The sequence below is a fragment of the Nocardioides sp. NPDC023903 genome, assembly GCF_040639295.1.
Lineage (GTDB): Bacteria > Actinomycetota > Actinomycetes > Propionibacteriales > Nocardioidaceae > Nocardioides.
On the sequence record NZ_JBEZZS010000026.1, the window covers coordinates 30,638 to 57,201 of the forward strand.

The 26,564-nt window shown below is 69.5% G+C and carries 25 protein-coding genes; 12 read left to right on the plus strand and 13 right to left on the minus strand.

Annotated elements, in window-relative coordinates:
* Positions 1-8 precede the first annotated feature (8 nt).
* From hydA to AB0F44_RS22350, 8 genes are all read left to right on the plus strand, one after another.
* Positions 9-1,445, plus strand: coding sequence for a dihydropyrimidinase (gene hydA / locus AB0F44_RS22315; RefSeq protein WP_357358865.1), 1,437 nt, complete (start codon positions 9-11; stop codon positions 1,443-1,445).
* 4 nt (positions 1,446-1,449) lie between these two features.
* Complete coding sequence (locus AB0F44_RS22320) at positions 1,450-2,475, plus strand: TIGR03842 family LLM class F420-dependent oxidoreductase (protein ID WP_357358866.1); 1,026 nt, start codon at positions 1,450-1,452, stop codon at positions 2,473-2,475.
* Positions 2,476-2,477: 2 nt separating this feature from the next.
* Positions 2,478-3,356 (plus strand): ABC transporter permease subunit, encoded by an 879-nt coding sequence (locus AB0F44_RS22325; protein WP_357358867.1) that lies wholly within the window; start codon positions 2,478-2,480, stop codon positions 3,354-3,356.
* On the plus strand, positions 3,353-4,216 hold the full coding sequence (locus tag AB0F44_RS22330) for an ABC transporter ATP-binding protein (protein ID WP_357358868.1): 864 nt from the start codon (positions 3,353-3,355) through the stop codon (positions 4,214-4,216). Before AB0F44_RS22325 ends, AB0F44_RS22330 begins: the two co-directional genes overlap by 4 nt.
* The gene (locus tag AB0F44_RS22335; RefSeq protein ID WP_357358869.1) at positions 4,213-4,980 is read left to right on the plus strand and encodes an ABC transporter permease subunit; all 768 of its coding nucleotides are present in this window, start codon (positions 4,213-4,215) and stop codon (positions 4,978-4,980) included. The genes AB0F44_RS22330 and AB0F44_RS22335 overlap by 4 nt, the downstream gene beginning before the upstream one ends.
* Before the next feature lie 67 nt (positions 4,981-5,047).
* A complete protein-coding gene (locus AB0F44_RS22340) occupies positions 5,048-6,181 on the plus strand; it encodes an ABC transporter substrate-binding protein (RefSeq protein ID WP_357358870.1) in 1,134 nt (377 codons plus the stop codon).
* 154 nt (positions 6,182-6,335) lie between these two features.
* Positions 6,336-7,637, plus strand: a complete 1,302-nt coding sequence (locus AB0F44_RS22345) for an aspartate aminotransferase family protein (RefSeq protein WP_357358871.1) — start codon at positions 6,336-6,338, stop codon at positions 7,635-7,637.
* Positions 7,638-7,660: 23 nt separating this feature from the next.
* The gene (locus AB0F44_RS22350) at positions 7,661-9,160 is read left to right on the plus strand and encodes a CoA-acylating methylmalonate-semialdehyde dehydrogenase (RefSeq protein ID WP_357358872.1); all 1,500 of its coding nucleotides are present in this window, start codon (positions 7,661-7,663) and stop codon (positions 9,158-9,160) included.
* Between the two features lie 5 nt (positions 9,161-9,165).
* Here AB0F44_RS22350 and AB0F44_RS22355 read toward each other — a convergent pair whose 3' ends face one another.
* Both AB0F44_RS22355 and AB0F44_RS22360 read right to left on the minus strand, forming a co-directional pair.
* Positions 9,166-9,354, minus strand: a complete 189-nt coding sequence (locus AB0F44_RS22355) for a hypothetical protein (protein WP_350659606.1) — start codon at positions 9,352-9,354, stop codon at positions 9,166-9,168.
* Positions 9,355-9,434: 80 nt separating this feature from the next.
* Entirely contained in the window at positions 9,435-10,580 is a 1,146-nt protein-coding gene (locus AB0F44_RS22360; protein WP_357358873.1) for an endo-1,4-beta-xylanase, read from the minus strand.
* A 140-nt stretch (positions 10,581-10,720) separates the two neighbouring features.
* Here AB0F44_RS22360 and AB0F44_RS22365 point away from each other — a divergent pair, with 140 nt between their 5' ends.
* Positions 10,721-11,968, plus strand: a complete 1,248-nt coding sequence (locus AB0F44_RS22365) for an FAD-binding protein (RefSeq protein WP_357358874.1) — start codon at positions 10,721-10,723, stop codon at positions 11,966-11,968.
* 12 nt (positions 11,969-11,980) lie between these two features.
* Here AB0F44_RS22365 and AB0F44_RS22370 read toward each other — a convergent pair whose 3' ends face one another.
* From AB0F44_RS22370 to AB0F44_RS22400, 7 genes are all read right to left on the minus strand, one after another.
* Positions 11,981-12,271, minus strand: coding sequence for a chorismate mutase (locus AB0F44_RS22370; RefSeq protein ID WP_201451241.1), 291 nt, complete (start codon positions 12,269-12,271; stop codon positions 11,981-11,983).
* A 43-nt stretch (positions 12,272-12,314) separates the two neighbouring features.
* Positions 12,315-12,683: a thioredoxin gene (gene trxA / locus AB0F44_RS22375; protein ID WP_357358875.1), complete on the minus strand. Its 369-nt coding sequence runs from the start codon at positions 12,681-12,683 to the stop codon at positions 12,315-12,317.
* Between the two features lie 106 nt (positions 12,684-12,789).
* Positions 12,790-12,930, minus strand: a complete 141-nt coding sequence (locus AB0F44_RS22380; RefSeq protein ID WP_350659602.1) for a hypothetical protein — start codon at positions 12,928-12,930, stop codon at positions 12,790-12,792.
* A gap of 92 nt (positions 12,931-13,022) precedes the next feature.
* The gene (locus tag AB0F44_RS22385; protein WP_357358876.1) at positions 13,023-15,230 is read right to left on the minus strand and encodes a DEAD/DEAH box helicase; all 2,208 of its coding nucleotides are present in this window, start codon (positions 15,228-15,230) and stop codon (positions 13,023-13,025) included.
* Between the two features lie 284 nt (positions 15,231-15,514).
* A complete protein-coding gene (locus tag AB0F44_RS22390; protein ID WP_357358877.1) occupies positions 15,515-16,204 on the minus strand; it encodes a hypothetical protein in 690 nt (229 codons plus the stop codon).
* 83 nt (positions 16,205-16,287) lie between these two features.
* On the minus strand, positions 16,288-17,046 hold the full coding sequence (locus AB0F44_RS22395; RefSeq protein ID WP_357358878.1) for an alpha/beta hydrolase: 759 nt from the start codon (positions 17,044-17,046) through the stop codon (positions 16,288-16,290).
* A gap of 43 nt (positions 17,047-17,089) precedes the next feature.
* Positions 17,090-18,472, minus strand: coding sequence for an NAD-dependent succinate-semialdehyde dehydrogenase (locus tag AB0F44_RS22400; protein WP_357358879.1), 1,383 nt, complete (start codon positions 18,470-18,472; stop codon positions 17,090-17,092).
* A gap of 134 nt (positions 18,473-18,606) precedes the next feature.
* Between AB0F44_RS22400 and AB0F44_RS22405 the strand changes: the two genes are divergently transcribed.
* A complete protein-coding gene (locus AB0F44_RS22405; RefSeq protein ID WP_357358880.1) occupies positions 18,607-19,455 on the plus strand; it encodes an acyl-CoA thioesterase domain-containing protein in 849 nt (282 codons plus the stop codon).
* Between the two features lie 91 nt (positions 19,456-19,546).
* Here the strand turns inward: AB0F44_RS22405 and AB0F44_RS22410 are convergent, their stop codons facing one another.
* Positions 19,547-21,727 (minus strand): DNA methyltransferase, encoded by a 2,181-nt coding sequence (locus tag AB0F44_RS22410; RefSeq protein WP_357358881.1) that lies wholly within the window; start codon positions 21,725-21,727, stop codon positions 19,547-19,549.
* Positions 21,728-21,841: 114 nt separating this feature from the next.
* On the opposite strand from AB0F44_RS22410, the gene AB0F44_RS22415 reads away from it, so the two are divergent.
* Positions 21,842-22,957, plus strand: a complete 1,116-nt coding sequence (locus AB0F44_RS22415) for a glycosyltransferase (protein WP_357358882.1) — start codon at positions 21,842-21,844, stop codon at positions 22,955-22,957.
* On the opposite strand, the gene AB0F44_RS22420 is transcribed toward AB0F44_RS22415, so the two are convergent.
* The 3 genes from AB0F44_RS22420 to AB0F44_RS22430 form a co-directional block, all read right to left on the minus strand.
* The gene (locus AB0F44_RS22420) at positions 22,954-23,859 is read right to left on the minus strand and encodes an amidohydrolase family protein (RefSeq protein WP_357358883.1); all 906 of its coding nucleotides are present in this window, start codon (positions 23,857-23,859) and stop codon (positions 22,954-22,956) included. The two genes, AB0F44_RS22415 and AB0F44_RS22420, sit on opposite strands and share 4 nt — an antisense overlap.
* 11 nt (positions 23,860-23,870) lie before the next feature.
* On the minus strand, positions 23,871-24,743 hold the full coding sequence (locus tag AB0F44_RS22425; protein WP_357358884.1) for an RNase H family protein: 873 nt from the start codon (positions 24,741-24,743) through the stop codon (positions 23,871-23,873).
* Positions 24,744-24,860: 117 nt separating this feature from the next.
* Entirely contained in the window at positions 24,861-25,532 is a 672-nt protein-coding gene (locus AB0F44_RS22430; protein WP_357358910.1) for a DNA-binding response regulator, read from the minus strand.
* A 107-nt stretch (positions 25,533-25,639) separates the two neighbouring features.
* On the opposite strand from AB0F44_RS22430, the gene AB0F44_RS22435 reads away from it, so the two are divergent.
* Positions 25,640-26,557, plus strand: coding sequence for an oxidoreductase (locus tag AB0F44_RS22435; protein ID WP_357358885.1), 918 nt, complete (start codon positions 25,640-25,642; stop codon positions 26,555-26,557).
* Positions 26,558-26,564 lie beyond the last annotated feature (7 nt).

Consider the following 26,564-nt stretch of genomic DNA (forward strand, 5'->3'; position numbering starts at 1 on the left):
CTCTACCCATGACTGCGGCATTGACCACGCTCATCACGGGCGGCACGGTCGTCTCCTCGACCGGACGCACCCAGGCAGACGTGCTCGTCGACGGCGAGAAGATCGTCGCGCTCATCTCCCCCGGGAGCACTCCGCTGGGGACGATCGAGGCCGACGTCACCATCGACGCGACCGGGAAGTACGTCATCCCCGGCGGCGTCGACGCCCACACCCACATGCAGCTGCCGTTCGGCGGCACCAACGCCAGCGACACCTTCGAGACCGGCACCCGGGCCGCGGCCTGGGGCGGCACCACGACGATCATCGACTTCGCGGTGCAGCGCTACGGCGAACGCGTACAGGACGGGTTGGCGCACTGGCACGAGCTGGCCGCCGGCAACTGCGCGATCGACTACGGGTTCCACCAGATCATCGGCGGGGTCGACGGCGACTCGCTCAAGGCGATGGACACGCTCGTGGACGAGGGGATCACCTCGTACAAGCTGTTCATGGCCTACCCGGGCGTCTTTTACTCCGACGACGCGCAGGTCCTGCGGGCGATGCAGAAGGCGACCGACCACGGGCTGCTGACCATGATGCACGCCGAGAACGGTCCGGCGATCGACGTGCTCGCCGCTCAGCTGGCCGAGTCCGGCAAGACGTCTCCCTACTACCACGGCATCGCGCGTGCCTGGCAGATGGAGGAGGAGGCCACCCACCGGGCGATCATGCTCGCCGACGTGACCGGGGCACCGCTCTATGTGGTGCACGTCAGCGCCAAGCAGGCGGTGGCGCAGCTGGCCACGGCCCGCGACCACGGGAAGAACGTGTTCGGCGAGACCTGCCCGCAGTATCTCTATCTCTCCCTCGAGGACCAGCTCGGCGCGAGGTCGGAGGAGTGGGGCGAATTCGAGGGCGCCAAGTGGGTCTGCTCGACGCCGCTGCGCTCGCGCGAGGAGGGCCACCAGGACGCGATGTGGCAGGCGCTGCGCACCAACGACCTGCAGATGGTCTCCACCGACCACTGCCCCTTCTGCATGAAGGAGCAGAAGGAGCTCGGCAAGGACGACTTCCGGGCCATCCCCAACGGGATCGGGTCGATCGAGCACCGCGTCGACCTGCTCTACCAGGGCGTGGTGACCGGGCAGATCACGCTCGAGCGGTGGGTGGAGCTGATCGCGACCACGCCGGCCCGGATGTTCGGGCTCTACGGCCGCAAGGGCGTCATCGCGCCGGGAGCGGACGCCGACATCGTCGTCTACGACCCGAACGGCCACACCTCCATCGGAGTCGGCAAGACCCATCACATGAACATGGACCACTCGGCCTGGGAGGGCTACGAGATCGACGGACACGTCGACGTGGTGCTCTCCCGCGGGTCCGTGGTCGTCGCCGACGGCGAGTTCAAGGGCACCAAGGGCCACGGCAGCTACCTCAAGCGCGACCTCTCCCAGTACCTGGTGTGACGTGATGGACTTCGGTGTCGTCCTCCAGACCAACCCGCCCGCCTGGCGGGTCGTCTCCCTCGCGAAGCAGGCCGAGGCGTACGGCTTCGACTACGTCTGGACGTTCGACAGCCACCTGCTGTGGATGGAGCCGTACGTCATCTACAGCCAGATCCTCGCCGAGACCCGCACGATCAAGGTCGGTCCGTTCGTGACCAACCCGGCGACCCGCGACTGGACGGTGACCGCGTCGGTCTTCGCGACCCTGAACGAGATGTACGGCAACCGCACCGTCTGCGGGATGGGGCGCGGCGACTCGGCGGTGCGGGTGCTCAACGGGAAGCCGTCGACGATCAAGGAGATGCGCGAGGCGACCCGGGTCATCCGCGAGCTCGCCAACCGGCGCCCGGTCGAGATCAACGGCACCACGCTGCAGTTCCCGTGGGCCAAGCGCTCCGAGCTGGAGGTGTGGATCGCGGCCTACGGCCCGCTCGCGCTGAAGGCCGCCGGAGAGGTCGGCGACGGGTTCATCCTGCAGCTGGCCGACCCCGACATCACCGAGTGGATGATCGGGGCGGTCAAGAAGGCGGCCACCGACGCCGGCCGTGACCCGGAGTCGCTGACCTTCTGCGTGGCCGCTCCTGCGTACGTCACCGACGGGTCGCCCGAGGCGCTGGATCATGCCCGCGAGCAGTGCCGGTGGTTCGGCGGGATGGTCGGCAACCACGTCGCCGACATCGTGTCGAAGTACGGCAGCGGTGCCGTCCCGCAGGCGCTCACCGACTACATCAAGGGCCGCGAGGGATACGACTACAACGAGCACGGGCGGGCCGACAACACCCACACCCAGTTCGTGCCCGACGAGATCGTCGACCGGTTCTGCATCCTCGGCTCGGTCGAGGAGCAGGTCGCCAAGCTCGAGCGGCTCAAGAGCCTCGGCGTCGACCAGTTCGCCGTCTACCTGCAGCACGACGCGATGGATCAGACCCTGGCGGCGTACGGCGATCTGGTCATCCCCCGGGTCAACCGGCCGGCGACAGCTAAGGCGTGACGGTGGGTCGCGTCCTCACCGGCGGCGTCCGGATGGTCGCCGGGGTGCTGGGGCTGGCCCTGGTGGTGGCGTTGTGGGAGTGCTACAAGCAGTTCGGGCCCGAGGCGGGCTGGGTCATCGGCGAGGCGCGGATCCTGCCACGGGCGACCGACCTGGCGATGCCGCACGTATGGGAGATGGTCACCCGGCTCCTCGAGCCGGAGACCTCCGCCTCGACCTCGTCACCGCTGTGGCTGGTCATCCTCCAGGCGGCCCTGGTGTCACTGGGGATAGCATGTGTCGGGCTACTCGTCGGCACCGTCGTCGGACTCGCCTTGGCGCTGGCCATGGACCGGTTCCAGCTCGCCGAGCACGGCCTGCTGCCGTGGATCGTGCTGTCCCAGACGGTGCCGCTGATCGCGTTCGCACCGATGGTGAAGTCGTGGGGCTCGAACATCGCCATCGGCGCCTGGGAGTGGCCGGCGTGGATGTCGGTCGCGGTGATCGCCTCCTATCTCGCCTTCTTCCCGGTCGCCGTCGGAGCGCTGCGGGGACTCCAGTCACCGACCGTGGAGCAGCGTGAGCTCTTCAGGACGTACGACGCGGGCTACTGGCCCACGCTGCGCAAGGTCAAGCTGCCCGCAGCCGTGCCCTACCTGCTCTCCTCGCTACGTCTGGCAGCGGCCGCCGCGGTGGTCGGGACGGTGGTTGCGGAGGGATCGATCGCCTACCTCGACGGCATCGGACGCAAGCTGATCGGCTATGGCGGCCAGGCCTCCGGCGACCCGGCGAAGGCCTGGGCGCCGATCTTCGGCGCGGCCGTGCTCGGGCTGCTCGCCGCCGGGGTGGTCTGGCTCATCGGGGTCGCACTGCGGCGCTACCGGAGGGGTGAGGCGACATGATCGACGACGGAAAGGCCACCGTGACCCCTGATTCGACGACGCCCACAGCCGAGAGCGGTGACGAGCTGCCGACCCCGGCCGTCTCGCTGACGGGGGTGACCAAGCAGTTCGCGAGCAAGCAGGGCCAGGTGCAGGCGCTGGCCGACATCGACCTGAGCGTCGCACCGGGCGAGTTCGTCTCGCTCATCGGGCCCTCGGGCTGCGGAAAGTCGACGCTGATGCGGCTGGTGGCCGATCTCGAGACCCCCTCGACGGGGACCGTGCAGGTGTTCGGCAAGACCGCGGCGCGCGCCCGCAAGGACCAGGACTACGGGATCGCCTTCCAGCAGTCGGGGCTGTTGGCGTGGCGTACGGTCGCCGACAACATCGCGGTACCGCTGGAGCTGCACAAGGTCTCCAGGCGCCGGCGACAGGAGCGGATCGCCGAGCTGGTCGCCCTGGTCGGGCTGGAGGAGTTCACCGGGCACTACCCGGACCAGCTCTCCGGCGGCATGCAGCAGCGGGTGGCGATCGCCCGGGCTCTCGCCGAGCAGCCTCGGCTGCTGCTGATGGACGAACCGTTCGGCGCGCTCGACGAGATGACCCGCGAGCGCCTCCAGACCGAGCTGTCCCGGCTGGTCCGGAAGACCGGTGCCGCGGTCGTGTTCGTCACTCACTCCATCCCGGAGGCGGTCTTCCTCTCCGAACGGGTCGTGGTGATGTCGCCGCGGCCGGGCCGGATCACCCGGATCGTGCCGACCGGACTCGGCCCCGACGTCGTCCGCGACGAGGTGCTGCGCGAGTCGGAGCGCTTCTACGAGCTGGTCACCGAGGTCCGCGAGGCGCTGCACTCGCGGCCCGCGTCCGGAGCGACCTCATGACGCTGTCGCTCTCGCGCCTGGTCGCCCCGCTCGTGGTCGGGCTCCTCGGCCTCGCCCTGTGGGCGCTCACCGTCGACGTGCTCGGCATCGGCACCTTCTTCCTCCCCGGTCCCGGTGAGGTCGTCACCGCGCTCGGGGAGAGCTGGGAGCCCATCCGGGCAGCCTTCTGGGTCACCGCGGTCAACTCGCTGTGGGGCCTGGCTGCGGGCGCGGTCCTCGGCGTCGCGCTCGCCGGCGTCGCCGCCACGACCCGGCTCTTCGACGGCATGCTCGGACCCCTGGTCGCGATCCTCGCGGTCATCCCGATCGTCGCGATCGCGCCGCTGCTCTACACGATGCTCGGCACCGACCAGGAGACGCCGCGACGCATCATCGGCGGCATCGCCGCGTTCGTACCCGTCTTCATCAACACCCTCCGCGGCCTGCGGCAGACCACTCCCTTGCAGCGCGATCTGATGAGGACGTACGCCGCCGGGCCGGTGCAGCGCTTCCGCACCGTCACGCTTCCGGTCGCAATCCCGTACACCCTCACCGGGCTGCGCGTGGCCGGCTCGCTGGCGGTCATCTCGGCACTGGTCGCCGAGTACTTCGGCGGGGTCAACAACGGTCTCGGCAGCGCCATCAAGAACGCCGCGACCTCCAACCATGCCCGGGCATTCGCGTACGTCGGGGGCGCGATCGTGCTCGGCCTGCTGGTCTTCGCGATCACGGCCGCACTGGAGCGGCTGGCGCGCAGGGCCTACCCGTCAGGAGAGAGCCGCTAGGCGGCGTACCGCCTCCTTCTCGCAGTGTCGCGCGGAGGTCTCGACAAGCTGGACCACCGGAGGAGAAATGAACAGTTTCGTACGACAAGGACTCGCTGCCGCGGCCGCCGTGGCACTGACCTTGGGGCTCGCCGCATGCGGCGGCTCCGACAGCGAGGGTGATGGCGACGGCGACCTCACCCAGGTCAAGCTGCAGCTGCAGTGGCTGCCGCAGGCACAGTTCGCCGGCTACTACGCGGCCGTGGACCAGGGCTTCTTCGAGGACGAGGGGCTCGACGTCGAGATCATCCCCTCGGGTGGCGACATCGTGCCGCAGGACGCCCTGGCCAACGGCGACGTCGACTACGCGGTCGCCTGGGTGCCGAAGGTGCTGGGCTCGATCGAGGGCGGCGCCGACCTGACCAACGTCGCTCAGATCTTCCAGCGCTCGGGCACACTGCAGGTCTCCTGGGCGGACTCCGGCATCGAGTCGGTCGCGGACTTCGAGGGCAAGAAGATCGGTTCGTGGGGCTTCGGCAACGAGTGGGAGATCTTCGCTGCGATGGCCGCGGAGGGACTCGACTCCAAGTCCGTCTCGATCGTCACCCAGGACTTCAACATGAACGCGTTCCTGCAGGGCGACATCGACGCGGCGCAGGCGATGACCTACAACGAGTACGCCCAGCTGCTGGAGGCCGAGAACCCCGACACGGGGAAGCTCTACCAGCCCTCGGACTTCAACGTCATCTCGTACGAGGACACCGAAGGCGCGATGCTCCAGGACGCGCTGTGGGCCGACACCGAACGGCTGTCCTCGGACGCGGACTACGAGGAGACGACCGTCAAGTTCCTCAAGGCGGTCGTCAAGGGCTGGGCCTACGCCCGCGACAACGCCGAGGAGGTGGCCCCGACGATGGCCGAGCACGAGTCGACCTGGGGGCCTTCGCACGAGCTGTGGATGCTCAACGAGACCAACAAGCTCATCTGGCCTGCCGAGAACGGGGTCGGGGTCATCGACGAGGCCGCCTGGAAGCAGACCGTCGACGGCGCGCTCGCGGCGACCAACGAGAAGGGCGAGAAGCTGATCACCAAGGCGCCGCCGGAGACGGCCTACTCCAACGAGTACATCGAGAAGGCGCTCGACGAGCTCGGCGATGAGGTCGACACCAAGGGCACCGACTTCAAGCCCATCGAGGTGGAGGTGACGGCCGGAGGCGCCTGATTCAGTCGTCTATGGCACCAGAATGTAACGAAAACGTAGCCGTCGACCTGATATACCGTCGTAATCGGTATTCCGGTTCGGCGGCTACGTCGCGGTTTGCGGCGTAGAGTGAGAAGCCAGATCCATGTCCATCCACGCACCCCAGGGGACAGCCTTGACCAGCGCCAGCGACGCCCGTGCCTACGACCTCGACCGTGCCCACGTCTTCCATTCCTGGTCCGCCCAGGGGTCGCTGAAACCGCTCGTCATCGCCGGCGGTCTGGGCTCGAAGGTGTGGGACGACTCCGGGCACACCTACCTCGACTTCTCCTCCCAGCTGGTCAACACCAACATCGGCCACCAGCACCCGCGGGTGGTGGAGGCGATCAAGAAGCAGGCCGAGACGCTGACGACGATCGCGCCGACGACGGCCAACCTGACGCGCGGCGAGGCGGCCGAGCGGATCACCGACATCGCGCCGGTGGGCTTCAACAAGGTCTTCTTCACCAACGCCGGCGCCGACGCGGTCGAGAACGCGATCCGGATGGCCCGCATCCACACCGGCCGCGACAAGGTCCTCTCGACCTACCGCTCCTACCACGGCAACACCGGGGCGGCGATCGTCGCGACGGGCGACTGGCGACGGATCCCGAACGAGTACGCCAGGGGTCACGTCCACTTCTTCGGCCCCTACCTCTACCGCTCGGAGTTCTGGGCGACCACGCCCGAGCAGGAGGCCGAGCGCGCCCTCCAGCACCTGCGCCGGGTCATCGAGTCCGAGGGACCGGCGTCGATCGCGGCGATCCTCCTCGAGACCATCCCCGGCACCGCCGGGATCATGATCCCGCCGCCGGGCTACCTCCCCGGGGTCAGGGCGCTGGCCGACGAGTTCGGGATCATGCTCATCCTCGACGAGGTCATGGCCGGCTTCGGCCGCACCGGCGAGTGGCTGGCCCTGGACGCCTACGACGTCGTTCCCGACCTGATCACCTTCGCCAAGGGGGTCAACTCCGGCTACGTACCCGCCGGTGGGGTGATCATCTCCGACCCGGTCGCCGCGACCTTCGACGACCAGGTCTTCCCCGGCGGGCTCACCTACTCCGGCCACCCGCTCGCGATGGCGTCGATCGTGGCGACCATCGAGGCGATGAACGAGGAGGGCATCGTCGACAACGCCGCGACCATCGGCACCGACCACATCGCCCCAGGCCTCGCCTCGCTGGCCGAGAAGCACGACGTGATCGGCGAGGTGCGCGGCACCGGAGTCTTCTGGGCCCTCGAGCTCGTCGCCGACCGCAAGACGCGGGAGCCGCTGCCGGCCGCGACGATGGGCCGGATCAAGTCCGACCTCATCGCCCGCGATCTGATCCCGTTCATCATGGAAAACCGCATCCACGTGGTGCCCCCGTGCGTCGTCACCCCCGACGAGGTCGCCCAGGCGATCTCGATCTACGACGACGTGCTCGGCTCGCTGTAACAGCTCTTCAAAGGACGCATGACATGACCGATCTCCCCATCCTCGACCACTGGATCGGCGGGGCCACCAACCCCGGCACCGGAACCCGTCTCGGCGACGTCTACAACCCCGCGCTCGGCACCGTCCAGAAGCGCGTACGTTTCGCCTCGGCCGCCGACGTCGACACCGCCGTCTCGGCGGCCAAGAAGGCGTTCGAAGAGTGGAGCGAGACCTCGCTCACCCGGCGTACGGCCGTGCTCTTCAAGTTCCGCGAGCTGCTCAACGCCCGCAAGGGCGAGCTCGCCGAGATCCTCACCTCCGAGCACGGCAAGGTGCTCTCCGACGCCGCCGGCGAGATCGCCCGCGGGCTCGAGGTCGTCGAGTTCGCCTGCGGCCTCTCTCACCTGCTCAAGGGCACGGTCTCCGAGCAGGTCTCCTCCGGCGTGGACGTGACCACGCTCAAGCAGCCGCTCGGCGTGGTGGGCATCATCAGCCCGTTCAACTTCCCCGCCATGGTGCCGATGTGGTTCTTTCCGATCGCGATCGCGGCCGGCAACGCGGTCGTGATCAAGCCCTCGGAGAAGGACCCGACCGCGTCCAGCTGGATCGCGGAGCTCTGGTCCGAGGCAGGGCTGCCCGACGGCGTCTACAACGTCGTGCACGGCGACAAGGAGGCGGTCGACGCGCTCCTCGACAACCCCGACGTCGCCTCGATCTCCTTCGTCGGCTCCACCCCGATCGCCCGCTACGTCTACGAGCGCGGCACCGCCGCCGGCAAGCGGGTCCAGGCGCTCGGGGGCGCCAAGAACCACATGCTCGTGCTGCCCGACGCCGACCTCGACCTGGTCGCCGACTCGGCGGTCAACGCGGGCTTCGGGTCGGCGGGCGAGCGCTGCATGGCGATCTCGGTGGTGCTCGCGGTCGACTCGGTGGCCGACAGCCTGATCTCGAAGATCACCTCGCGGATGGCCACGTTGAAGACCGGCGACGGCACCCGGGACGCCGACATGGGGCCGCTGATCACCGGCGCCCATCGGGACAAGGTGGCGAGCTACGTCGACGTGGCCACGGCCGACGGTGCCGAGGTCGTCGTCGACGGACGAGGGATCGAGGTGGACGGCGACCCCAACGGGTTCTGGGTCGGGCCGACCCTGGTGGACCGGGTGCCGACCACGTCGACCGTCTACACCGAGGAGATCTTCGGCCCGGTGCTCTCGGTCATCCGCGTCTCCGGCTACGAGGAGGGCCTCGAGCTGATCAACTCCGGTCAGTTCGGCAACGGCACCGCGATCTTCACCAACGACGGCGGCGCCGCCCGCCGGTTCCAGCGTGAGGTGCAGGTCGGGATGGTCGGCGTGAACGTGCCGATCCCGGTGCCGGTCGCCTACCACTCCTTCGGTGGCTGGAAGGCCTCGCTGTTCGGGAACGCGAAGGCGTACGGCCCCGCGGGGCTGGACTTCTTCACCCGGGAGAAGGCTGTCACCACCCGGTGGCTCGACCCGTCGCACGGCGGGATCAACCTGGGGTTCCCGCAGAACTCCTGAGAGATCTAGTAGTCGTAGTCGTCGTCGGGGCCGACTGCGTCGAGCTTCTGCTCGGCGTAGTCGGCCTCGTTGACGTCGTCCGGCGTCGAGGTCACCGTCTCCTCGGCGTCCAGAGGCGCCTCGTCGTCGACGGTCTTCTTCACGACGTCGGTCGCCTGCTCCTCGAGGTCTGCCTCTGCTGCGTACTCGCTCATCTACCCTCGCTCAGCTCGATCCGTGTGCTCGGTCTCCAGTAGACCACCGCCACCCGGGTGCCGCCACGGATCGCTGTGGCTCAGCGCCGGCGTGGTGCCCCCAGGGCGAGGCGGAGATCCTGCTTCAGGGTCGTGTATGCCTCCTTGGGCTGCCGGTTCACATCCCAGAGCAGCGCGTAGCCCTCCCCTTCGAACCAGCCCGGTACCCAGGAGTGGGTGTCGTCGATGCCCCAGACCGTGAACGACGTGCAGGCGCGTACGGCGAGGCAGGCCTGGAGCATCTGGGAGAACTCGTAGGGGTGGGCGAAGAGCGCCAGGTTGTCCGTGGGGACCTGGGTCTCGGCAGAGTCGACGAAGGTGCGTACGTCGGCCTCGGTGACCGCGACCTCGAGACCGAGGTCGGCATAGCGCTGCAGGTCGGCGCGGAAGCGCTCGCCGGAGAAGCCGTACTGGGTGTCGAGGTGGCCCTGGTTGCCGACACCGTGGATGGGTACGCCCTGGGCGAGGAGCTCCTTGACCCAGTTGTAGACCGCGGTCGACTTGGCGCTGTTCCCGTCCTCACCGGCGATGTTGTAGTCGTTGTAGAACAGCTTGGCCTTGGGGTCGGCGGCACGGGCCCAGCGGAAGGCGTCGGCGACGATCCCGGTGCCGAGGTGCTTGATCCAGAAGTTGTCGCCGTTCATGCCATTGGGGAGCGGGTTCGGGCTCCAGGAGTCGGCGAAGAACTCGTTGGCGACGTCCCACTGGTAGACCTTGCCGCGAAAGTGGGCGACCTCGTCGGTGATGTGCTTCTTGAGGATCCCGCGCAGCTCGTCGTTGCTGATGGTGCCGTTGTTGACGCCCTCCGTCAGCCAGGCGGGATTCTGGTTGTGCCAGAGCAGGGTGTGGCCGCGCACCTTCTGACCATGGGCGCGGGCGAACTCGACGACCTCGTCGGCGCCGGACCAGTCGTAGGTGCCGCGAGTCGGCTCGACGGTCTCCCACTTCATCTCGTTCTCGGGAGTGATGCTGGAGAACTCGTCCGCGGCTATGCCGGCGAGCTCCTCGTCCGCGAGCACCTCGGGGTTGGCGGCGACACCTAGGTGCAGCCCGATCTGGGAAGCGTAGGAACGGAGCGAGTCGGACGGGGGCCGGAAGCCACGCGGCTCGGCCTGGGCCACGGATGATGCGGTGGCCGCGATGGTCGCCGCGGCGGTCACGGTCACGACGATGTGACGAAGTTTCACGGTGCCTCCAAGTGCACTAAGTGTGATCGGCATCACAGACAGGGATCAGGATGGCGAGAGGCTCGCGACTTTGTCAATCGTTGTCGATAACGTTTTCTGAAGACGGGCGCCGAAGCTGGATCCCGGCTACGATCCGATCCATGCCCACCGAGACCTCTGCCCACGAAGCTCCCGGATCGACGTGGGCCCGCAGCTACGACTACACCGCGCGCGAGCTGGTGCGACCACGTTCCGTGGATGACGTACGCGACCTCGTGCTGCGCGAGCCACGGCTGCGCGCGCTGGGGTCTCGGCACTCCTTCACCGATCTCGCGGACACACCGGGCGTGCTGGTCTCGCTCGACCTGGAGAGCTCGCCGAGCCTGGCCGGCGACGTGGTCCGGGTGCCCGGCGGGATGCGCTACGGCGAACTCGCCGCCTGGCTGCAGGAGCACGGCCGGGCGCTGCCGAACCTCGCCTCGCTCCCCCACATCTCGGTCGCCGGTGCGGTCGCGACCGGCACTCATGGCTCCGGGGTCGGCAACGGCTCGCTGGCCAACTCCGTGACCGCGCTGGAGGTCGTCGACGGCCGCGGCGACCTGGTGCGTCTAGAAGCCGGTTCGCCCGACTTCGCCGGCGCCGTAGTCGGGATCGGCGCCCTCGGGATCGTGACCCATCTCGAGCTGCTGACCTCGCCGACCTACCAGATCGCACAGACGGTCCACGAAGGTCTTACCTACGCTGACCTGCGAGAACACCTCACCGAGATCCTCGGTGCGGCCTACTCGGTGTCGATCTTCACGCGTTGGGCCGACGAGCCTGACGGGTCGGTCGCCCGGGTCTGGGTGAAGTCGCGCTCGACGACGCCGGAGCTCCCCGGGACGGTGCTTGCGACGGGACCGCGGCACGTCGTCCCCGGTCTCGACCCGGCGCCGTGCACCGAGCAGCTCGGCGTGCCGGGGCCGTGGCACGAGCGGCTGCCCCACTTCCGGCTCGACTTCCAGCCGAGCGTCGGTGCGGAGCTGCAGAGCGAATACCTGGTGCCGCTCGATCGCGCGCAGGAGGCGGTCGACGCCGTCCGGTCGCTCGCAGACCGGGTCCGGCCGCTCCTGCAGGTGAGCGAGATCCGCGCCGTCGCCGCCGACGAGCTGTGGCTCTCCCCCGCCTACGGCACCGACACGTTGGCGCTGCACTTCACCTGGAACGCTGACCCCGTCGGCGTACGCGAGCTCCTGCCCGAACTTGAGCAGCGGCTTCCGGCGGGCACTCGGCCGCACTGGGGCAAGCTCTTCGCCACCAAGGATCCCGGCGCCGAGTTCCCGCGCTGGGACGACTTCAGGGACCTCGTACGCCGCTTCGACCCGGACCGCCGGTTCTGGAACGCCTGGCTGGACCGGGTGCTCGGCTGAGGCCGGGTCCGCTCAGTCCTCGACGAACTGGCGGTGGTTGCGGATCACCTCGGCGATGATCACGTTGAGGATCTTCTCGGCGAACTCGGGGTCGAGACCGGCGTCGTCGGAGAGCCGGCGGAGTCGCTCGATCTGGACCGCCTCGCGGCTGGGATCGGCCGGCGGGAAGCCCGCGCGCGCCTTCAGCCGGCCGACCTGCTCGGTGCACTTGAAGCGCTCGGCGAGAAGGTGGACAAGGGCGGCGTCGAGGTTGTCGATGCTGCCGCGCAGGCGCAGGAGCTCGTCGTGGGCGTCTTCGGTCACAGCGCTATCAAACCTGATCCGAGTCCCCGAGCACCGACGAGTCTTACTCGCCGGACTCCTTCGAGGACTGCTCGGCGAGCGCCTTGTCGATGTCGAGCTCGACGACGGCGTCGATGACCTGCTTGAGCGCGGGCGCGGGGAGCGCACCGGGCTGGGAGAAGACGAGGTTGCCCTTCTTGAAGGCCATCAGCGTCGGGATCGAGGTGATGTTGGCGGCACCGGCGAGCGCCTGCTCGGCCTCGGTGTCGACCTTCCCGAAGACGATCTCGGGGTGCTCTGCGGAGGCAGCGTCATAGATCGGGCCGAACTGGCGGCACGGGCCGCACCAGGACGCCCAGAAGTCGACGAGGACGATCTCGTTGTCGCTGACGGTGCTCTCGAAGTTCTCTGCGCCGAGCTCGACGGTGGGCATGGGGCTCTCGCTTCCGGTCTGGGGTTGGTGCGCGCCGGATCGGCGGGCACGTACGTCTCAACGCACGTGCACCACTGAGGATTCCCCGTGCGAATTCCTCGTGGAATCAGGGAAGGCGCTTGGCCTTCGGCCCGATCTGCCGCTCGATGCGGCTGCGTGGCTGACCGGTCAGCTTGGCGACGATCGGCACTCGGAACACGTATCCACCGACAGCCGCTGCGATGACCAGCAAGATAATCCAGAACATGTGGTCCAGCGTACGCCGCACCACCCAGGCCTCACCTCAGGATTCACCCTGAGATGAGGCCCGGATGGGCCAGGACGAGTCCCGGGTCGGTGTCAGGCGGCGCGCCGGCCGCGGCGGCCGGACTCGCGCTTGCGGAGGGCGTCGGTGAGCAGCGAGACCAGGGCCTCGAGCTGCACGTCGGCGGAGTCGGTGACCTCCTCGTCGGAGCCGTCCAGGGCACGAGCCGCGAGGCCGGCCTTGGAGTCGATCAGCTCGGCGATCCGGGTGTCGATGGTCTGCGAGGCGATGATGCGCCAGGCGGTGACCGGCTCGGTCTGACCGATGCGGTGAACACGGTCGATCGCCTGGGTCTGCTCGGCGTCGGTCCAGGAGAGCTCGGCCAGGATCAGGTTGGAGGCGGCCTGCAGGTTGATGCCGACACCGGCGGCGGTCAGCGAGCAGACGATGACCTTGACCTCGGGGTCGTTCATGAACTCGTCGATGGCCTTCTCGCGCGCCTTCGAGGTCTGGTCGCCGCGGATCGTGGAGTAGCGGATGCCGCGCTCCTCGAAGAGCTTCTGCGCGGCGTCCATGACCTCGATGTGCTTGGCGAAGAAGACGACCTTGCCGACGTTGCGCGCCAGCTGGGCGGCATAGTCGGCGGCCAGCGAGGCCTTCGCGCGACCGATGCGGCGCATCATGCCGAAGACGTTCTCGCCGGTGGAGGCGTCCTGGTCCTCGCGCTCCCAGGTGGCGACGCGGCGGATCAGCTCGAGGTCGAGCTCGCCAGGGGCCGGCTTGGCGCCGGTCACCCGCGTCTCGATCGCGGTGTCGTAGCGCTGCATCATCCGCTTGGCCAGCTCGGCCTCGGCGGCCCGGATCGAGCGGCCCTCGGCGTCGTCGAGCTCGACCGGCAGGTCGGCCACGCGGCGCGCCGGGATGTCGCTGGCGACGTCGATCTTGCGGCGGCGCACGATGCCCTGGTTGACGACGACGCGGCGGGCGGCGCCGTAGAAGCTGTTGTCCTGGGGGGTCAGCCCGGTCTCCTCGAGCCCCTCGAGAAGGCCGTTGAGCGGCTTGACGTCGTCGATCCAGCCGAGGAACTGCCAGATCGCCCGGAAGTCCTCGATGTCGTTGATCAGCGGGGTGCCGGTCAGCGCCATCAGCAGCGGGTTGGCCGTACGCTGCCGGATCTTCTCCGAGAGGGCCAGCACGTGCTGGGAGCGCTGGGAGGACTTGTTCTTGATGAAGTGGGCCTCGTCGACGACCATGCCCTTGAAGCCGAACTCGCCGAGCCAGCCGACGTGGCGGTCGAGGATCTCGTAGTTGACCACGATGATGTCGGCGAAGCCGTCGATGTCCTCACCGTTGCCGTGCACGACGGTCGCCTTCTTGGACGGCGTCCAGAGGTTGACCTCGCGCGCCCAGTTGGCCTTGACGACGTTGGGCACGACGACGAGCAGCGGGTAGGCGTCGGCTGCCTCGGCGGCGAGCAGCGCCTGCGCGGTCTTGCCGAGGCCGGGCTCGTCGGCCAGGAGGTAGGAGCGGTGGCCCTCGGCTGCCGAGGCGACCAGCTGGGCCTGGTGGTGCATGAGCTCGCGGGTGCCGGGCGCGTCGATGTGGCCGGGGCCGTAGGCGGGCGGCTCGGGGAGCGGCATGCAGGAGGGGCCGGAGTCGGCGTACTCGAAGCTTCGGAACAGCGGCCCGAGGAGCTCCCAGCCGGACAGGCGGCGGGCGTGCACCGGCGGGCGGGCGTTGGTGAAGTCGGGCGCCAGGAACGGGTTGGAGAGCTGGCGCTGGACGACGCTCGTCGGGACCACGCGCTTGTCGGGTACCACGACGGCGGGCGTCTCGTCCTCGTCCTCCTCCTCGTCCTCCGGCACGTCGACTCCACCACGGGCCATCAGCTCGTGCTTGAGGTCGACGGCGGCGTCGGAGATCTCGGCGTCCTCGGCGAGGAGCTCGAACAGACGCGAGTCCATGGTCGCGGTCTTGGCGAGGATCGTGGCGATCCCGTCCAGACGCTTGAGCTGCTCGGCGCGGCGGCCCTCGTTGAGGGTCTCGTCCTCGAGCACGCGGTGGCGCTCGTCTCGGGCGAGGAGCGCGACGACCTGGAACTTGGTCCGAACGTCGGGCATGGCCGAGCGGCGCTGCACGGCCGACTCCACCTCGCGGACGACCTGAGCGAGCACCGGGATGATGCCCTCGTTGTCCTTGTGGACGCCCTTGCGGCGACCGTTCTGCCCGGACTTGCCGGCATTGCCGTTGCTACGCGAACGGCCTGACCGGTTGTTGCGCCGGGTAGCGGCTCCCTGAGCCAACTGAATCCTCCTTGGGGCCACGCACGGGTGAGTGGCATGTCCAAATGCCGACCCTCATCGGCCGGTCGCCCTCCCAGGGCTCACGCAGATCGATGGCAGACGACTGACGACCGCGTCCAAACAGCGGATACGCGCGATCGGCGCCTCATCGACCGGGCCAGTGACTCGTTCGGTCCCCACGACGAACGTCCACGAGCCGGGCGCTTGCAGCGAGTGTAACCCCACCCACACCCGTTAGCGGAAGTCTCGTTCCGCGTTTTCTGTCAATTGATCAAACACATGGGTCAGACAGACCTCGGACGAGCCCTGTAGAACTCGCGGGCGCGCCGTCCCAGACGCTTGGTGGCGACGTCCGACAGCACCACACCGAGCGGAATGTTGAGCACCGGGATCCCGCGCAGGACGACACGCCGGGCGACCCGGGCACCGACGAGGTGCGCCATCGACCTGGTGGCCTCGACGGTCTTGTTCGTCGCCCAGCGGGAGGCGGCGCGGACGCCGAACCGGCTGCCTGCGGTGCCCGCCGCGCTGCCGCCGCCGTCGAAGAGCAGATCCACGCCGGCCAGCCTGAGGAACTCGTTGATCCGGGCCGGATCCTCCAGATTGTGTCCGTACGCAGCGGCGATGTGCATCACCAGGCGCTGCTCGATCCACGCCAGCGCGATCAGGTCCCCGAGGATCGCCGTTCCGGCCGCGGCCATGACCGCACCCGGGCCGCCGATGACGGCCGGCACCTCGGCGACCGCGATCATCGCGCCGCCGCCGGCACCCTGCAGGCGAGCGAACCAGCGGTGCTTGCGGACCAGATCGTCGACGTACGCCTCGATGTCGAAGCCGGGCTCGGCCCGGTCCTCGGCCACCCTCCTGGCGATCTCCGGGCCCTGGGTGGCAACCAGGTGGCCGACCAGCACCTGTGGTGCCGCCGGTCCTGCCTTGATCAGCTCCTTGACCGGGAACTTCGGCTTCTTGATCATCTGCCCTCCGCGTCGCTCGACGGCCGTGCCACCGTCTGATGGCCCGAACCTATCCGAGCGCGGCCCGGCGACGGCTCTGCGACTCAGTCGATCAGGTACTGATCCGCCCAGGCCGAGATGATCCGGGCGGCGCGCTGGGCCTGACCCCTCTTCGTGAGGAGGTGGTCGGAGCCCTCCAGTGCCACGAAGGAGCGCGGGTGGCGGGCGGTGTTGAAGATGTCGGAGGCGTTCTCGATGCCGACCGTGGTGTCGGTCGGGCTGTGCATCACCAGGAGCGGCTTCTTGAGCTGCATGATCTTCTGGCGCAGGTCGGCGCGGCGTACGTCATGGACGAAGGCCTTGCGAAGGGTCAGCGACTTGCCGCCCGCCATCCACGGCGACTCGCCTTCCTCCAGCACCCGGGAGAGCACCGCGTCGTAGTTGTGCTCGACGTGCGCCGGCTGGAACGGAGCCGCGACAGTGGCGACGGCATCGACGCCGACCCCGTCAGCGGCCGCAGCGAGGACCGCTGCGCCGCCGAAGGAGTGTCCGACGAGCAGCTCGGCCGGGGTGCCGCGCTCGGCCATGAACCGGGTCGCCTCGACGGTGTCGGCGACCTTGTGGGTGAAGGAGCCGTCGCCCCAGTCGCCCTCGGAGTCGCCGAGCCCGAGGTTGTCGAAGCGCAGCATCCCGACGCCCTCGGCGGCGAGCTGCTTGCAGATCCGCGCGGCGGCCGGAGAGTCCTTCCCGAGGGTGAAGCCGTGACTGAACACGCCCCAGCCACGCACCTCACCCTCGGGCAGGTCGATCAGACCGGCCAGCATGGGTCCGGACGTACTCTTGAAGGTCACCTTCTCAGCCACGCCCAGGATTCTCTCAGAATCCGGCGCGACTGCTCGGGTCTGCTCAGCGCTCGACGTAGAACAGACGCTTGTTGAGGAACTCGTCGATCCCGAGCGGGCCGAGCTCGCGACCGAAGCCGGAGCGCTTGGTGCCGCCGAAGGGGACGTCGGCGCCCTCGCCGGCCGGCGTGTTGACGTTGGCCATGCCGACCTCGAGCTGCTGGGCGACGGCGATCGCGCGCTCCTCGTCGGTCGAGAAGACGGCGCCGCCGAGGCCGTACTCCACCGCGTTGGCAAGCTCGACGGCCTCCTCGTCGGTGGTCACCTTGTAGACGACGGCGACGGGGCCGAAGAGCTCCTCGGTGTAGGCGCGCATCTCCGGCGTGACACCGGTGAGGACCGCGGGGGCGAAGAAGGCGTCGGGGCCCTCGGAGATCTCGCCGCCGGCGTGGAGCGTGGCGCCCTTGGAGACCGCGTCCTCGATCTGGTCGCGCAGAGCCTCGGCGGCCTTACGGGCCACCAGCGGGGAGTAGGCGGTGTCGTCGCCGTCCTCGCCCTCGAGCGGCTTCATCGCCGCGGCGCGCTTGGTGAGGGCCGCGACGAAGTCGTCGTAGACGCCCTCGTTCACGATCATCCGCTTGTTGCCGTTGCACACCTGGCCGACGTTCTCCATCCGGGTCGCCCAAGCGGTCTCGGCGGCCTCATCGATGTCGTCGGAGTCGAGGATGATGTAGGGGTCGGAGCCGCCGAGCTCGAGGACGACCTTCTTCAGGTGGCGGCCGGCGGCCTCGGCGACGGCCGTGCCGGCGCGCTCGGAGCCGGTCAGGGAGACCGCGCGGACGCGCGGGTCGGCGATCATCGTGGCGATCTGCTCGTGGGTGGCGTAGAGGTTCTGGTAGACGCCCTCGGGAAGGCCGGCGTCCTCGAAGATCTTCGCGATCGCGGCCGAGGAGCGCGGGCAGTTCTCGGCGTGCTTGAGGATGACGGTGTTGCCGGCGACCAGGTTGGGCGCGGCGAAGCGGGCGACCTGGTAGTAGGGGTAGTTCCACGGCATGACGCCGAGGACCGGGCCGAGCGGCAGACGCTGGATGACCGCCTTGCCCTCGTGGCCGGGCAGGTCGGTCTCCGCGAGGAGCTCGGGGCCGTGGTCGGCGTAGTAGGCGGTGATCTCACCCGAGAACTCGGCCTCGCCGGCACCCGAGGAGGCCTTCTTGCCCATCTCGGTGCGGATGATCTTCCCGAGCTCCGCGGCACGCTCGGTGAAGAGGTCCGCGGCGCGCTTCACGATCGCGGAACGCTCCTCGATCGGGGTCGAGCGCCAGGCTGCGTACGCCTTCTTGGACCGCTCCATCGCCTCCTCCACCTCGGCGTCGGTGGCGAACGGGAAGGTCTCGATCACCTCTCCCGTTGCGGGGTCGGTCACCTGGTAGGGAGGCGTGGTGCTCATCGTCATCCTCTTCGATCGGGGGCTGCTTTGGTGCGATGGTACGTGGTTTTGGAGCGCTTTTGATGACGGAACCGTTACTCTTTACCGGTTTTCACAACTGAATCCGAAGTTAGGACACGTTCTAGAATGTCCGCATGGATCTCGCATTCTTCCGGCGCACCGATGATGGTTTCGAGCCTACGCCGATGGCTCGCAGCATGTGGGCCGAGGACCACATGCACGGAGTGGCCGCCAGCGGCCTGATCGCTCGCGGCCTCGAGGACCAGATCGAGGAGCTCGGACGTGCCTCGGAACTGGTGCCCTCGCGCTATCACGTGGACCTGTTCCGACCGGCGCGGATGGTGCCGACGAGGATCCGCACGAGGGTCGTACGCAACGGCCCGCGCATCGCGCTGCTCGACGCCGAGATGGTCCAGACCTCCGGCGACGGCGAGGAGCGGGTCGTGGCCCGCGCGACCTGCACCTACCTGCTCGCCGGCGAGAACCCGGCCGGGGACGTCTGGTCGGCGACCGACCGCGCCACTCCCCCGCCGCTCGAGGTCGCGCCGCCGACCTCCGAGCCGCACGTACCCTTCTTCGTCTCCGAGAACCCTTGGTCCGACGACTTCGGCAAGCACCAGAACGCCGGGCGGCACGTCACCTGGCAGGTCGCCGTACCGACCGTCGCCGGCGAGCCGATGACCCCGTTCCAGACCGTGGCCTCGATCGCCGATGCCACCTCGATGGTCACCAACTGGGGCAGCAACGGCGTCGAGTGGATCAACACCGACATCTCGCTCGCCCTCGCCCGACGACCGGCCGGGATGGAGGTCGGCCTCGCCACCATCGACCACGTCGCTCGCGAGGGCATCGCCGTCGGCACCGCCGAGGTCTTCGACCGGGAGGGGACCATCGGCACCGCCACCGTCACCGCCCTCGCCAACGCCAAGCGCACCGTCGACTTCACCGCCCCTGGCGAGGGCGGCCCCGCCACCCCCGTCTAGCCGAAACCGCAGTTGTGGCGGCCGAATCCGCACTTGTGGGCGACGAAACTCTAGTTTCGTCGCCCACTTCTACAGTCTCGGCCGCCAGAACTCAGGTCTCGGCCGGCGCTTGTGCCTTCTCGGCTAGGGCGAGGTTCTGGTCGACGAGGGCGGCCATGAGGGCTCGCTGGCGGGTCGGGGTGAGGCCGAAGCCGGAGGGGGTCAGGTCGGGCGTGGCCAGGGACTCGTCGATGCCGTGGAGGCGGGCGGTCGCGTGGTTGACGTCGGCGATGGCCTGCCGGAGGTCGGTGGTCGCTGGGTCGTGGGTGTCGGGGTTGCCGGCGAGGTTGAGTACGCCGGTGATGCCGATGCGGCGCTCGTCGCCGACCCGGTCCAGGGCGGCCAGGAGCGCGACGCCGGCCGGGCGGAGCGGCCCGAGGTCTGCGGGGAACGGGTAGGTGGCGCGCAGGCGCGAGGGGTTGTAGCGGTAGGCGGTGTTGAGCATGGTGCCGCCGGCGCGTACCGCCCAGACCCGGTGGAGGTCGGAGGCCAGGAAGGCGTACGCAGCCGCGTCCTGCGTCGGGTAGACGACCAGTCCGTTGGAGAAGACGTGGTCGGCACCGACCAGCACGGGCCACAGGTGCTTGCTGTGCTTGCTGAACGCGATGACGTGCGAGAGCCCGGCGGCGTCGCGGTAGAGCTCGTCGACGGGGCTGAGGAAGCCCCACCAGCGCTCCTTGAGCTGGGGGTACTTCACGAACTGGCGGCGGCGCTCGGCACGCACCTTCGACCGCACCAGACGTGCGAGCGCGCGGTCCTCGGCGAGCTCCTCGAGACCCAGCTTGCCGACGTCGAGCACGAAGCGGGAAGCGGTCGAGCCGCACGGCGTGACCAGGTCCTCGCCGCTCAGATAGGGCCGTACGTTGTGCCCGAGCGGACCGCGTCCGAGAGCCTCCGCCTCGGCCGGCGTCAGGACGAGCGTGCGGCCGAGCACGATCGTGCCCTGATAGCCGTGCGGCAGCGGTACGTCGAGATCCAGCCGCGCCGGCTCCGGGAGCGAGAAGCCGTCCTCGAGCGTCCCGGTGATCGCCGGGACCGAGCGCCCGTCGAGCCACGCACTGTCGAGCGGTCGGGTGGTGAGCCAGATCTTCGCGAACCGCACGCCCGCCGTCGGCCACGGGGCCGAACGCTCCGCCCGGGCGACCTGCCAGCCGCGGTCCAGGAGTGTGCCGAGGCCGAAGCGCGCGGTGTCTCCCTCGCTGATCGAGTCGGTCGTGATCAGCCCGATCTCGCCGCGACTGAGCGCAGCGGCCCGGAGCAGGAAGTAGATGATGTAGTCGGCCCGCCTCGTCGTGCCGGCGGCGAGGGTGTGCGCGAGGTAGTCGCGCAGCTCCTGGCCGATCGCGTCCCGCACCCGCTTCACCCCGAGATAGGGCGGGTTGCCGACCACCGCGTCGAAGCCGCCGCGCGCCATCACCTCGGGCGCAGCCAGCGCCCAGTGGATCGGCCGGACTGCGGGAACGGGCAGGCGCCGGCTTCGGCCCAGCGCCGCGTACGCCTCGTCCAGCCTTCTCCCCGGCCGCCCGCCCAGCGGCAGCGCGACCGCGACCATGGCATCGGCGTACGCCTTCGGGTCATCCACGCCGGTAGGCAGCTCGCCCGCGTCGACGAGCCCGACCAGCGAGTTGCCGCACAGGATCCGGTCGTCGAGGAAGGTCAGCGGGAGCGAGGGGTCCTCACAGAGCAGCCAGAGGGAGAGCTTCGCGATGTCGACCGCGACCGGGTCGATGTCGGCCCCGTAGAGGCAGCGAGTGACGATCTCGGCCACGGGCCGCTCGCACGAGGACGCCAGATAACGGGCGGAGGCGAGGAGGAAGACGCCAGTCCCGGCGGCGATGTCGACCACGGCCGCGTCGGCAGAGGCGACTGGTGCCAGGGCGTGGGCGACGACCTCGTCGGCGAGCTCGGGCGGGGTGTAGTGGGCGCCGTTGTCGCGTCGCGAGGAAACCTCGAGCAGCGCCTCGTAGACGTAACCGATCTCCTCCAGAACCAGATCATCGATCGCGGCCCCATCCAGGAACAGATAGTTCGACAGCAGATGATCCGGTTCCGGACCGTCCGCGCACGACAGCAACCCAGCGGCGTCCAGGGCGCCATCGGTGAGCACCATCCCCCGCGCCTGCGCGAACCCCGCAACGACGCTGCGCATCACCGCCGCCACCGCCGAGGGGCCACCGCCCAGCTCGGCAACCGCCGACCGCGCTCGACTGCGCAGTGCCCGGGGGGTGATCACAGGATGAACCATAGAACGCCCGCAGGTTCGGGGAGACGAACCGACGGTGAAGAGTGACGCGCCGGGGTGCCCCCGTTCACCACAACGTCACACCGTGCGTACAGAATCCGGCGCATGTCAATCGACTCGGAGCGGCTCGGGCCCCTCCTTCACATCCGGCCCGGCACGGCTCCCCGCGTGGCGATCATCTCCGCGAGCTACGGCGCGGGCCACAACTCGGCCTCCCGGGAGATCTCACGAGCACTCGGGGAGGCCGGATGCGACGTCGAGATCTTCGACTTCGTCGACCTGATGCCCTGGCGCCTCGGGCACGGCCTGAAGGTCGGCTACAAGATGCAGCTCCAGGTCAGCCCCGACTCGTGGGGCACCACGATGAGTCTGGTCATGCCGGGACGCCCGCTCCACAAGCCGTTCAACCAGTTCCTCCGTCTCTCCACGCGCAAGCTCACCGAGGCAATGTGCGGCGCCGACCTGGTCATCTCGACCCACCCGTTCTGCTCCCAGGTCATCGGGCACCTACGCACCAGCGGACAGCTAGCCGTGCCCGCGGTCACCTACCTCACCGACGCCGCGGTCCCGGCGCTGTGGATCAACCCCGGCATGGACCTCAACCTCGCCATCCACGAGGTCGCCGCACGCGAGGCGCGCATGCTCGGCGGCAACGCGGCCGTGGTCCAGCCGCTGGTCCCGCCGGGGGCGGCGTACGTGCCGGGGCAGGTCTTCCCCGACCCCCTGGCCGACCTCCAGCTGGAAGGCCCGCGGGCGCTGGTCACCGGCGGCTCGCTGGGCGCCGGCGCGCTCGAGCAGACCGCCCGCGACATCCTCGAGCACAGCGACATGACCCCGGTGGTCCTCTGCGCGACCGACCCGTGTCTCAAGCGCCGCCTGGAGCGGATCCCCGGGGTCGTGGCGCTCGGCTGGCGCACCGACGTACGTGCCCTGATGGCGACCAGCGACTGCGTCGTCCAGAACGCCGGCGGCTTCACCTCGCTCGAGGCCCTGGCCTCGGGCACCCCGGTGATCACCTACCGCTCGATCTCCGGCCACGGCGCCGCCAACTCGGCCAACCTGGACCGTGCCGGGCTGATCCCGTGGGCCCGCGACGAGGTCGAGCTCGCCAAGCACCTGGAAGTCGCCGCCGAGTCGCCACGGTTCAACCGGCTCGCGCTCGGCGTCCCCGACATCGTCCAGCTCCTCACCGACAGCTACGACGAGACCGCGGTTGCCTAGGGCTTCTGCCCGAAGAGCCGCGCGGCGTTCTCGTAGAGCACCCCGCGCGTCCACTCGTCCCCGAGACCGAGGCCCAAGACCCCGTCGACCGCCTCGAGATAGGGATAGGGGATGTTCGGGAAGTCGCTCCCGAACAGCACCCGCTCACCCAGGGCCCTCAGCCGCGGCAGCTCCTCGGCCGGGAAGGGCGTGGACGCCTCGGTGAAGGCGGTGAAGGCCATGGTCGTGTCCAGGTGCACCCCGTCGTACTTCTCGACCAGGTCGAGGAAGCGCGAGTAGTCCGGCAGCCCCATGTGAGCGACGATCAGCACCAGGTCCGGATAGCGCCCGAGCAATGCCTCCATGCCGGTCGGCCCGGTGAACCGCCCCGGAGCGGGCCCGTGCCCGGAGTGGATCACCAGCGGCGTACGCGACTGCGAGAGCACCTCCCAGACCGGGTCGAGCAGCGGTGAGTTGGGGTCGTAGTCGCCGACCTGGACGTGAGCCTTGAAGATCCGCGCACCCGCCTCGACGGCCTCGCGGACATAGTCGCCCGCACCCGGCTCCGGGTAGAACGTCGCCGACTGGAGACAGTCCGGCTTGTCCGCCGCGAACTCCGCACCCCACTGGTTCAGCCAGGCCGCCATGCCCGGCTTGTGCGGATAGGTGAGCGCCGAGAAGTGACGTACGCCGAGATCCCGCAGCACCCGGAGCCGCTCCTCCTCGGAGTGCCGATAGGCGATCGGCCACGGCTGGCCGGTCAACGGCCCGACCGCATCGAAGTAGGCCCACACCTTGTCGAGCATCCGCGCGGGCAGGAAGTGGATGTGTACGTCGAAGATGCCGTCCAGGCCCAGCGCATCGAGCCGCGCGCGGAGCTGCGCGGGCTCGTCGGGGGCGATGGTGACCGTCGGAGGATTCACGAGGGCCGAATTTACCCGGCGGTGGCGGAGCCAGAGGCCACGGGCGCAGCGAACGTCTCCGCGATCGCCCGAGCGCGCCCGGGCACCTCGTCGGCGGTCAGCCCCCAGGTCCCCTCGGCGAAGCGCCGGGCGAGCTTCGCGAGCGAGTCGGCGCCCTCGTTGAGCGCCTCGCCGACGTGGCCGCGCACCCACTCGAACGAGAGCCGATCGGACTCGCGGCACAGGTCGTCGTGCATCCGGGTCAGGCCGGCTAGCTCGGCGCGATGCTCGGTGTCATAGCCCTTCGGCATCGACAGCTCGCCTCGGAGCCAGTCCTCGATCATCGCGAGCGCGACCCTCGAGTCGGTCCGGATGGTCAGCGTACGGCGGGGCAGCGCCCGCACCGCCTCCGCGATCGCCTGCAGCTCGGCCAGGACCACCAGCGACTGGGGGTCGCGGATCCGGGCGTTGGGCACCTGCCGGCCGAAGCCGTGCTGGCCGTCGCCGGCGAGCCATCCCCAGCCGATGAACCCGCGGTGCGCCGAGCCGTCGGTCGCCACCACCAGCGGCGGCAGCGGGCCGGCCCGATGGATCGCCAGCGCCTCCACCGCCTCCGAGCGGATGTCCGCGTCCTCGTCGGTGAACGGCACAACAGTGACCCCGGGATAGGCGTCCGCGATCTCGTCGGTCAGCATCCAGAACCGCGAGTTGGACGGCAGCGCGACCACGACCTGCACCGGCGCGAGCGACTCCAGCGAGTCGTACGCCGCCCCGACCGCCGCGATGATCGCGTCCTCGGTCCCGCGGGCACCCAGCGATCCCGCCGCGTGCAGCCGTGGACCGGCCAGAACCCAGTCCCATTTCTCGGCGTCGCTGCGCTCCTTGACGACGATGAAGCAACGCATTGCTGACCTCCTGACCCGCCCGAACAAGTCGCCCTCGACGTTACCGGGCGGCCCCTGAGAAAGAGACTCCGGCGTCAGGATCCGGACACCGCTGACCGGATTCACTGACCGGAACGGTCAGACGAGCCCGAGCTCCCGGGCGCGTACGCCGGCCTGGAACCGGGACGAGGCGCCGAGCGCCTCCATGAGCTCGGCGACCCTGCGCCGGTAGGTGCGTACGCCGAGCCCGAGGGTGCGCGCCGCGGCCTCGTCCTTGACGCCCCGGCCGAGCAGATCGAGCACCTGCGGCGCGATGTCGCGCAGCTCGGCGATCCGGGCGTCGTAGGCGTCCACCGTCGTCGCCGAGCGCCAGGCCACGTCGAAGAGCGAGGTGACGCCCTGGACCACCTCCGGCTGGGTGACGATGCTGAAGGTGCGCTCGCCCAGGCGCGGGTCGCCGGCGAGGATCGCGACCCGGCGGTCGATCAGGATCGTCTCGTTGATCTCGTCGGGAGTGATCCGGATCTGAGCGCCTCGGACGTCGCGGATCTCGCGCAGATGGGCGGCGGAGACCGGGTCGAGCAGCACGTTGGGCCGGTAGACCTTCCGCAGCCGCACCTCGGCGCCGTCGCGACCGCACAACGCTGCCCTGATGCCGGACTCGGTCCGCGCGGCCGACCAGGTGCGCAGGTCGATCGCCGCACAGGCGATGTCGGTGGCGGCCGCGAACAGGTGCGAGGTGCGTCGCACCAGCTCCTCCTCGCCGCGTACGACGGCGACGGTCCCGCCCGTCCGGATCGTCCCCACCATGTTGGTCACGGCATCGATTCTCCCCCGCCTGCCAAGACGCGAGGCGCGATCGGCAACAACCTGCCAACGGCGTGAGTACGCGGCGTCGGGTCGCGACGCTGGAGAGCATGACCACGAACCACATCACCGCCGGGACTGCCGGCACCTGGCAGCTCGGCGACAAGCGGATCAACCGCATCGGCTTCGGCGCGATGCGTCTGATCGGCAACCTGTCCACGCCGATCGCCCCCGACCGCGAGAACGCGATCGCCGTGCTCCGCCGCGCCGTCGAGCTCGGCGTGAACCACATCGACACCGCGGCGATCTACTTCACCCCGACGCGCTCCGCCAACGAGCTGATCGCGACCGCCCTCCAGCCGTACGCCGATGACCTGCTGATCGCGACCAAGGTCGGCCCCACCCCGCGGAGCCGCGACGGCGCCTGGGAGTCCGACCCCCGACCCGAGCACCTGCGCCACCAGGTCGAGGAGAACATCCGCCAGCTCGGCCTCGACCACCTCGACCTGGTGAACCTGCGTTGGGGAGCCGGGCGCGAGCGCGGCCCCGGATCGATCGCCGACCACTTCGGCGCCCTGCTCGACCTGCGCGAGGCGGGCCTGGTCGAGCACGTCGGCCTCTCCAACATCTATCCCGAGCAGCTCACCGAGGCGCTCGCGATCGGGCCGGTGGCCTGCGTACAGAACCAGTACGGCCTCACCACCCGCCGCGAGGACGACGCCCTGCTGCGGCTGTGCGGCGAGCAGGGGGTCGCGTTCGTACCCTTCAACTCCATCGGCGCCGCCGTGGCCGGCGCGGTCCCCGGAACCTCCCCCGACGAGGCCGGTCGCGACGTCGTCGAGGCCATCGCCGAGGCACACTCCGCGACCCCCTCCCAAGTACGCCTCGCCTGGACGCTCCACCAGGGCCCGCACGTGCTCGCCATCCCCGGCACCGCCGACCCCGCCCACCTCGAGGAGAACATCGCCGCCGGCGCCCTCCGGCTGACCGACGAGGAGGTGAGCCGTCTGGACGCCGTCGCGGGGTAGGCCGCTC

What these genes read in the sequence shown, in the direction of transcription:
- AB0F44_RS22340 (WP_357358870.1), top strand. Translation starts at nt 5,048, where the DNA reads ATGAACAGTTTCGTACGACAAGGACTCGCTGCCGCGGCCGCCGTGGCA.
- AB0F44_RS22330 (WP_357358868.1), top strand. Translation starts at nt 3,353, where the DNA reads ATGATCGACGACGGAAAGGCCACCGTGACCCCTGATTCGACGACGCCC.
- AB0F44_RS22405 (WP_357358880.1), top strand. Translation starts at nt 18,607, where the DNA reads ATGGATCTCGCATTCTTCCGGCGCACCGATGATGGTTTCGAGCCTACG.
- AB0F44_RS22335 (WP_357358869.1), top strand. Translation starts at nt 4,213, where the DNA reads ATGACGCTGTCGCTCTCGCGCCTGGTCGCCCCGCTCGTGGTCGGGCTC.
- AB0F44_RS22380 (WP_350659602.1), bottom strand. Translation starts at nt 12,930, where the DNA reads ATGTTCTGGATTATCTTGCTGGTCATCGCAGCGGCTGTCGGTGGATAC.
- trxA (WP_357358875.1), bottom strand. Translation starts at nt 12,683, where the DNA reads ATGCCCACCGTCGAGCTCGGCGCAGAGAACTTCGAGAGCACCGTCAGC.
- AB0F44_RS22430 (WP_357358910.1), bottom strand. Translation starts at nt 25,532, where the DNA reads ATGGTGGGGACGATCCGGACGGGCGGGACCGTCGCCGTCGTACGCGGC.
- AB0F44_RS22320 (WP_357358866.1), top strand. Translation starts at nt 1,450, where the DNA reads ATGGACTTCGGTGTCGTCCTCCAGACCAACCCGCCCGCCTGGCGGGTC.
- AB0F44_RS22350 (WP_357358872.1), top strand. Translation starts at nt 7,661, where the DNA reads ATGACCGATCTCCCCATCCTCGACCACTGGATCGGCGGGGCCACCAAC.
- AB0F44_RS22400 (WP_357358879.1), bottom strand. Translation starts at nt 18,472, where the DNA reads ATGAGCACCACGCCTCCCTACCAGGTGACCGACCCCGCAACGGGAGAG.
- AB0F44_RS22355 (WP_350659606.1), bottom strand. Translation starts at nt 9,354, where the DNA reads ATGAGCGAGTACGCAGCAGAGGCAGACCTCGAGGAGCAGGCGACCGAC.
- AB0F44_RS22390 (WP_357358877.1), bottom strand. Translation starts at nt 16,204, where the DNA reads ATGATCAAGAAGCCGAAGTTCCCGGTCAAGGAGCTGATCAAGGCAGGA.
- hydA (WP_357358865.1), top strand. Translation starts at nt 9, where the DNA reads ATGACTGCGGCATTGACCACGCTCATCACGGGCGGCACGGTCGTCTCC.
- AB0F44_RS22415 (WP_357358882.1), top strand. Translation starts at nt 21,842, where the DNA reads ATGTCAATCGACTCGGAGCGGCTCGGGCCCCTCCTTCACATCCGGCCC.
- AB0F44_RS22365 (WP_357358874.1), top strand. Translation starts at nt 10,721, where the DNA reads ATGCCCACCGAGACCTCTGCCCACGAAGCTCCCGGATCGACGTGGGCC.
- AB0F44_RS22435 (WP_357358885.1), top strand. Translation starts at nt 25,640, where the DNA reads ATGACCACGAACCACATCACCGCCGGGACTGCCGGCACCTGGCAGCTC.
- AB0F44_RS22425 (WP_357358884.1), bottom strand. Translation starts at nt 24,743, where the DNA reads ATGCGTTGCTTCATCGTCGTCAAGGAGCGCAGCGACGCCGAGAAATGG.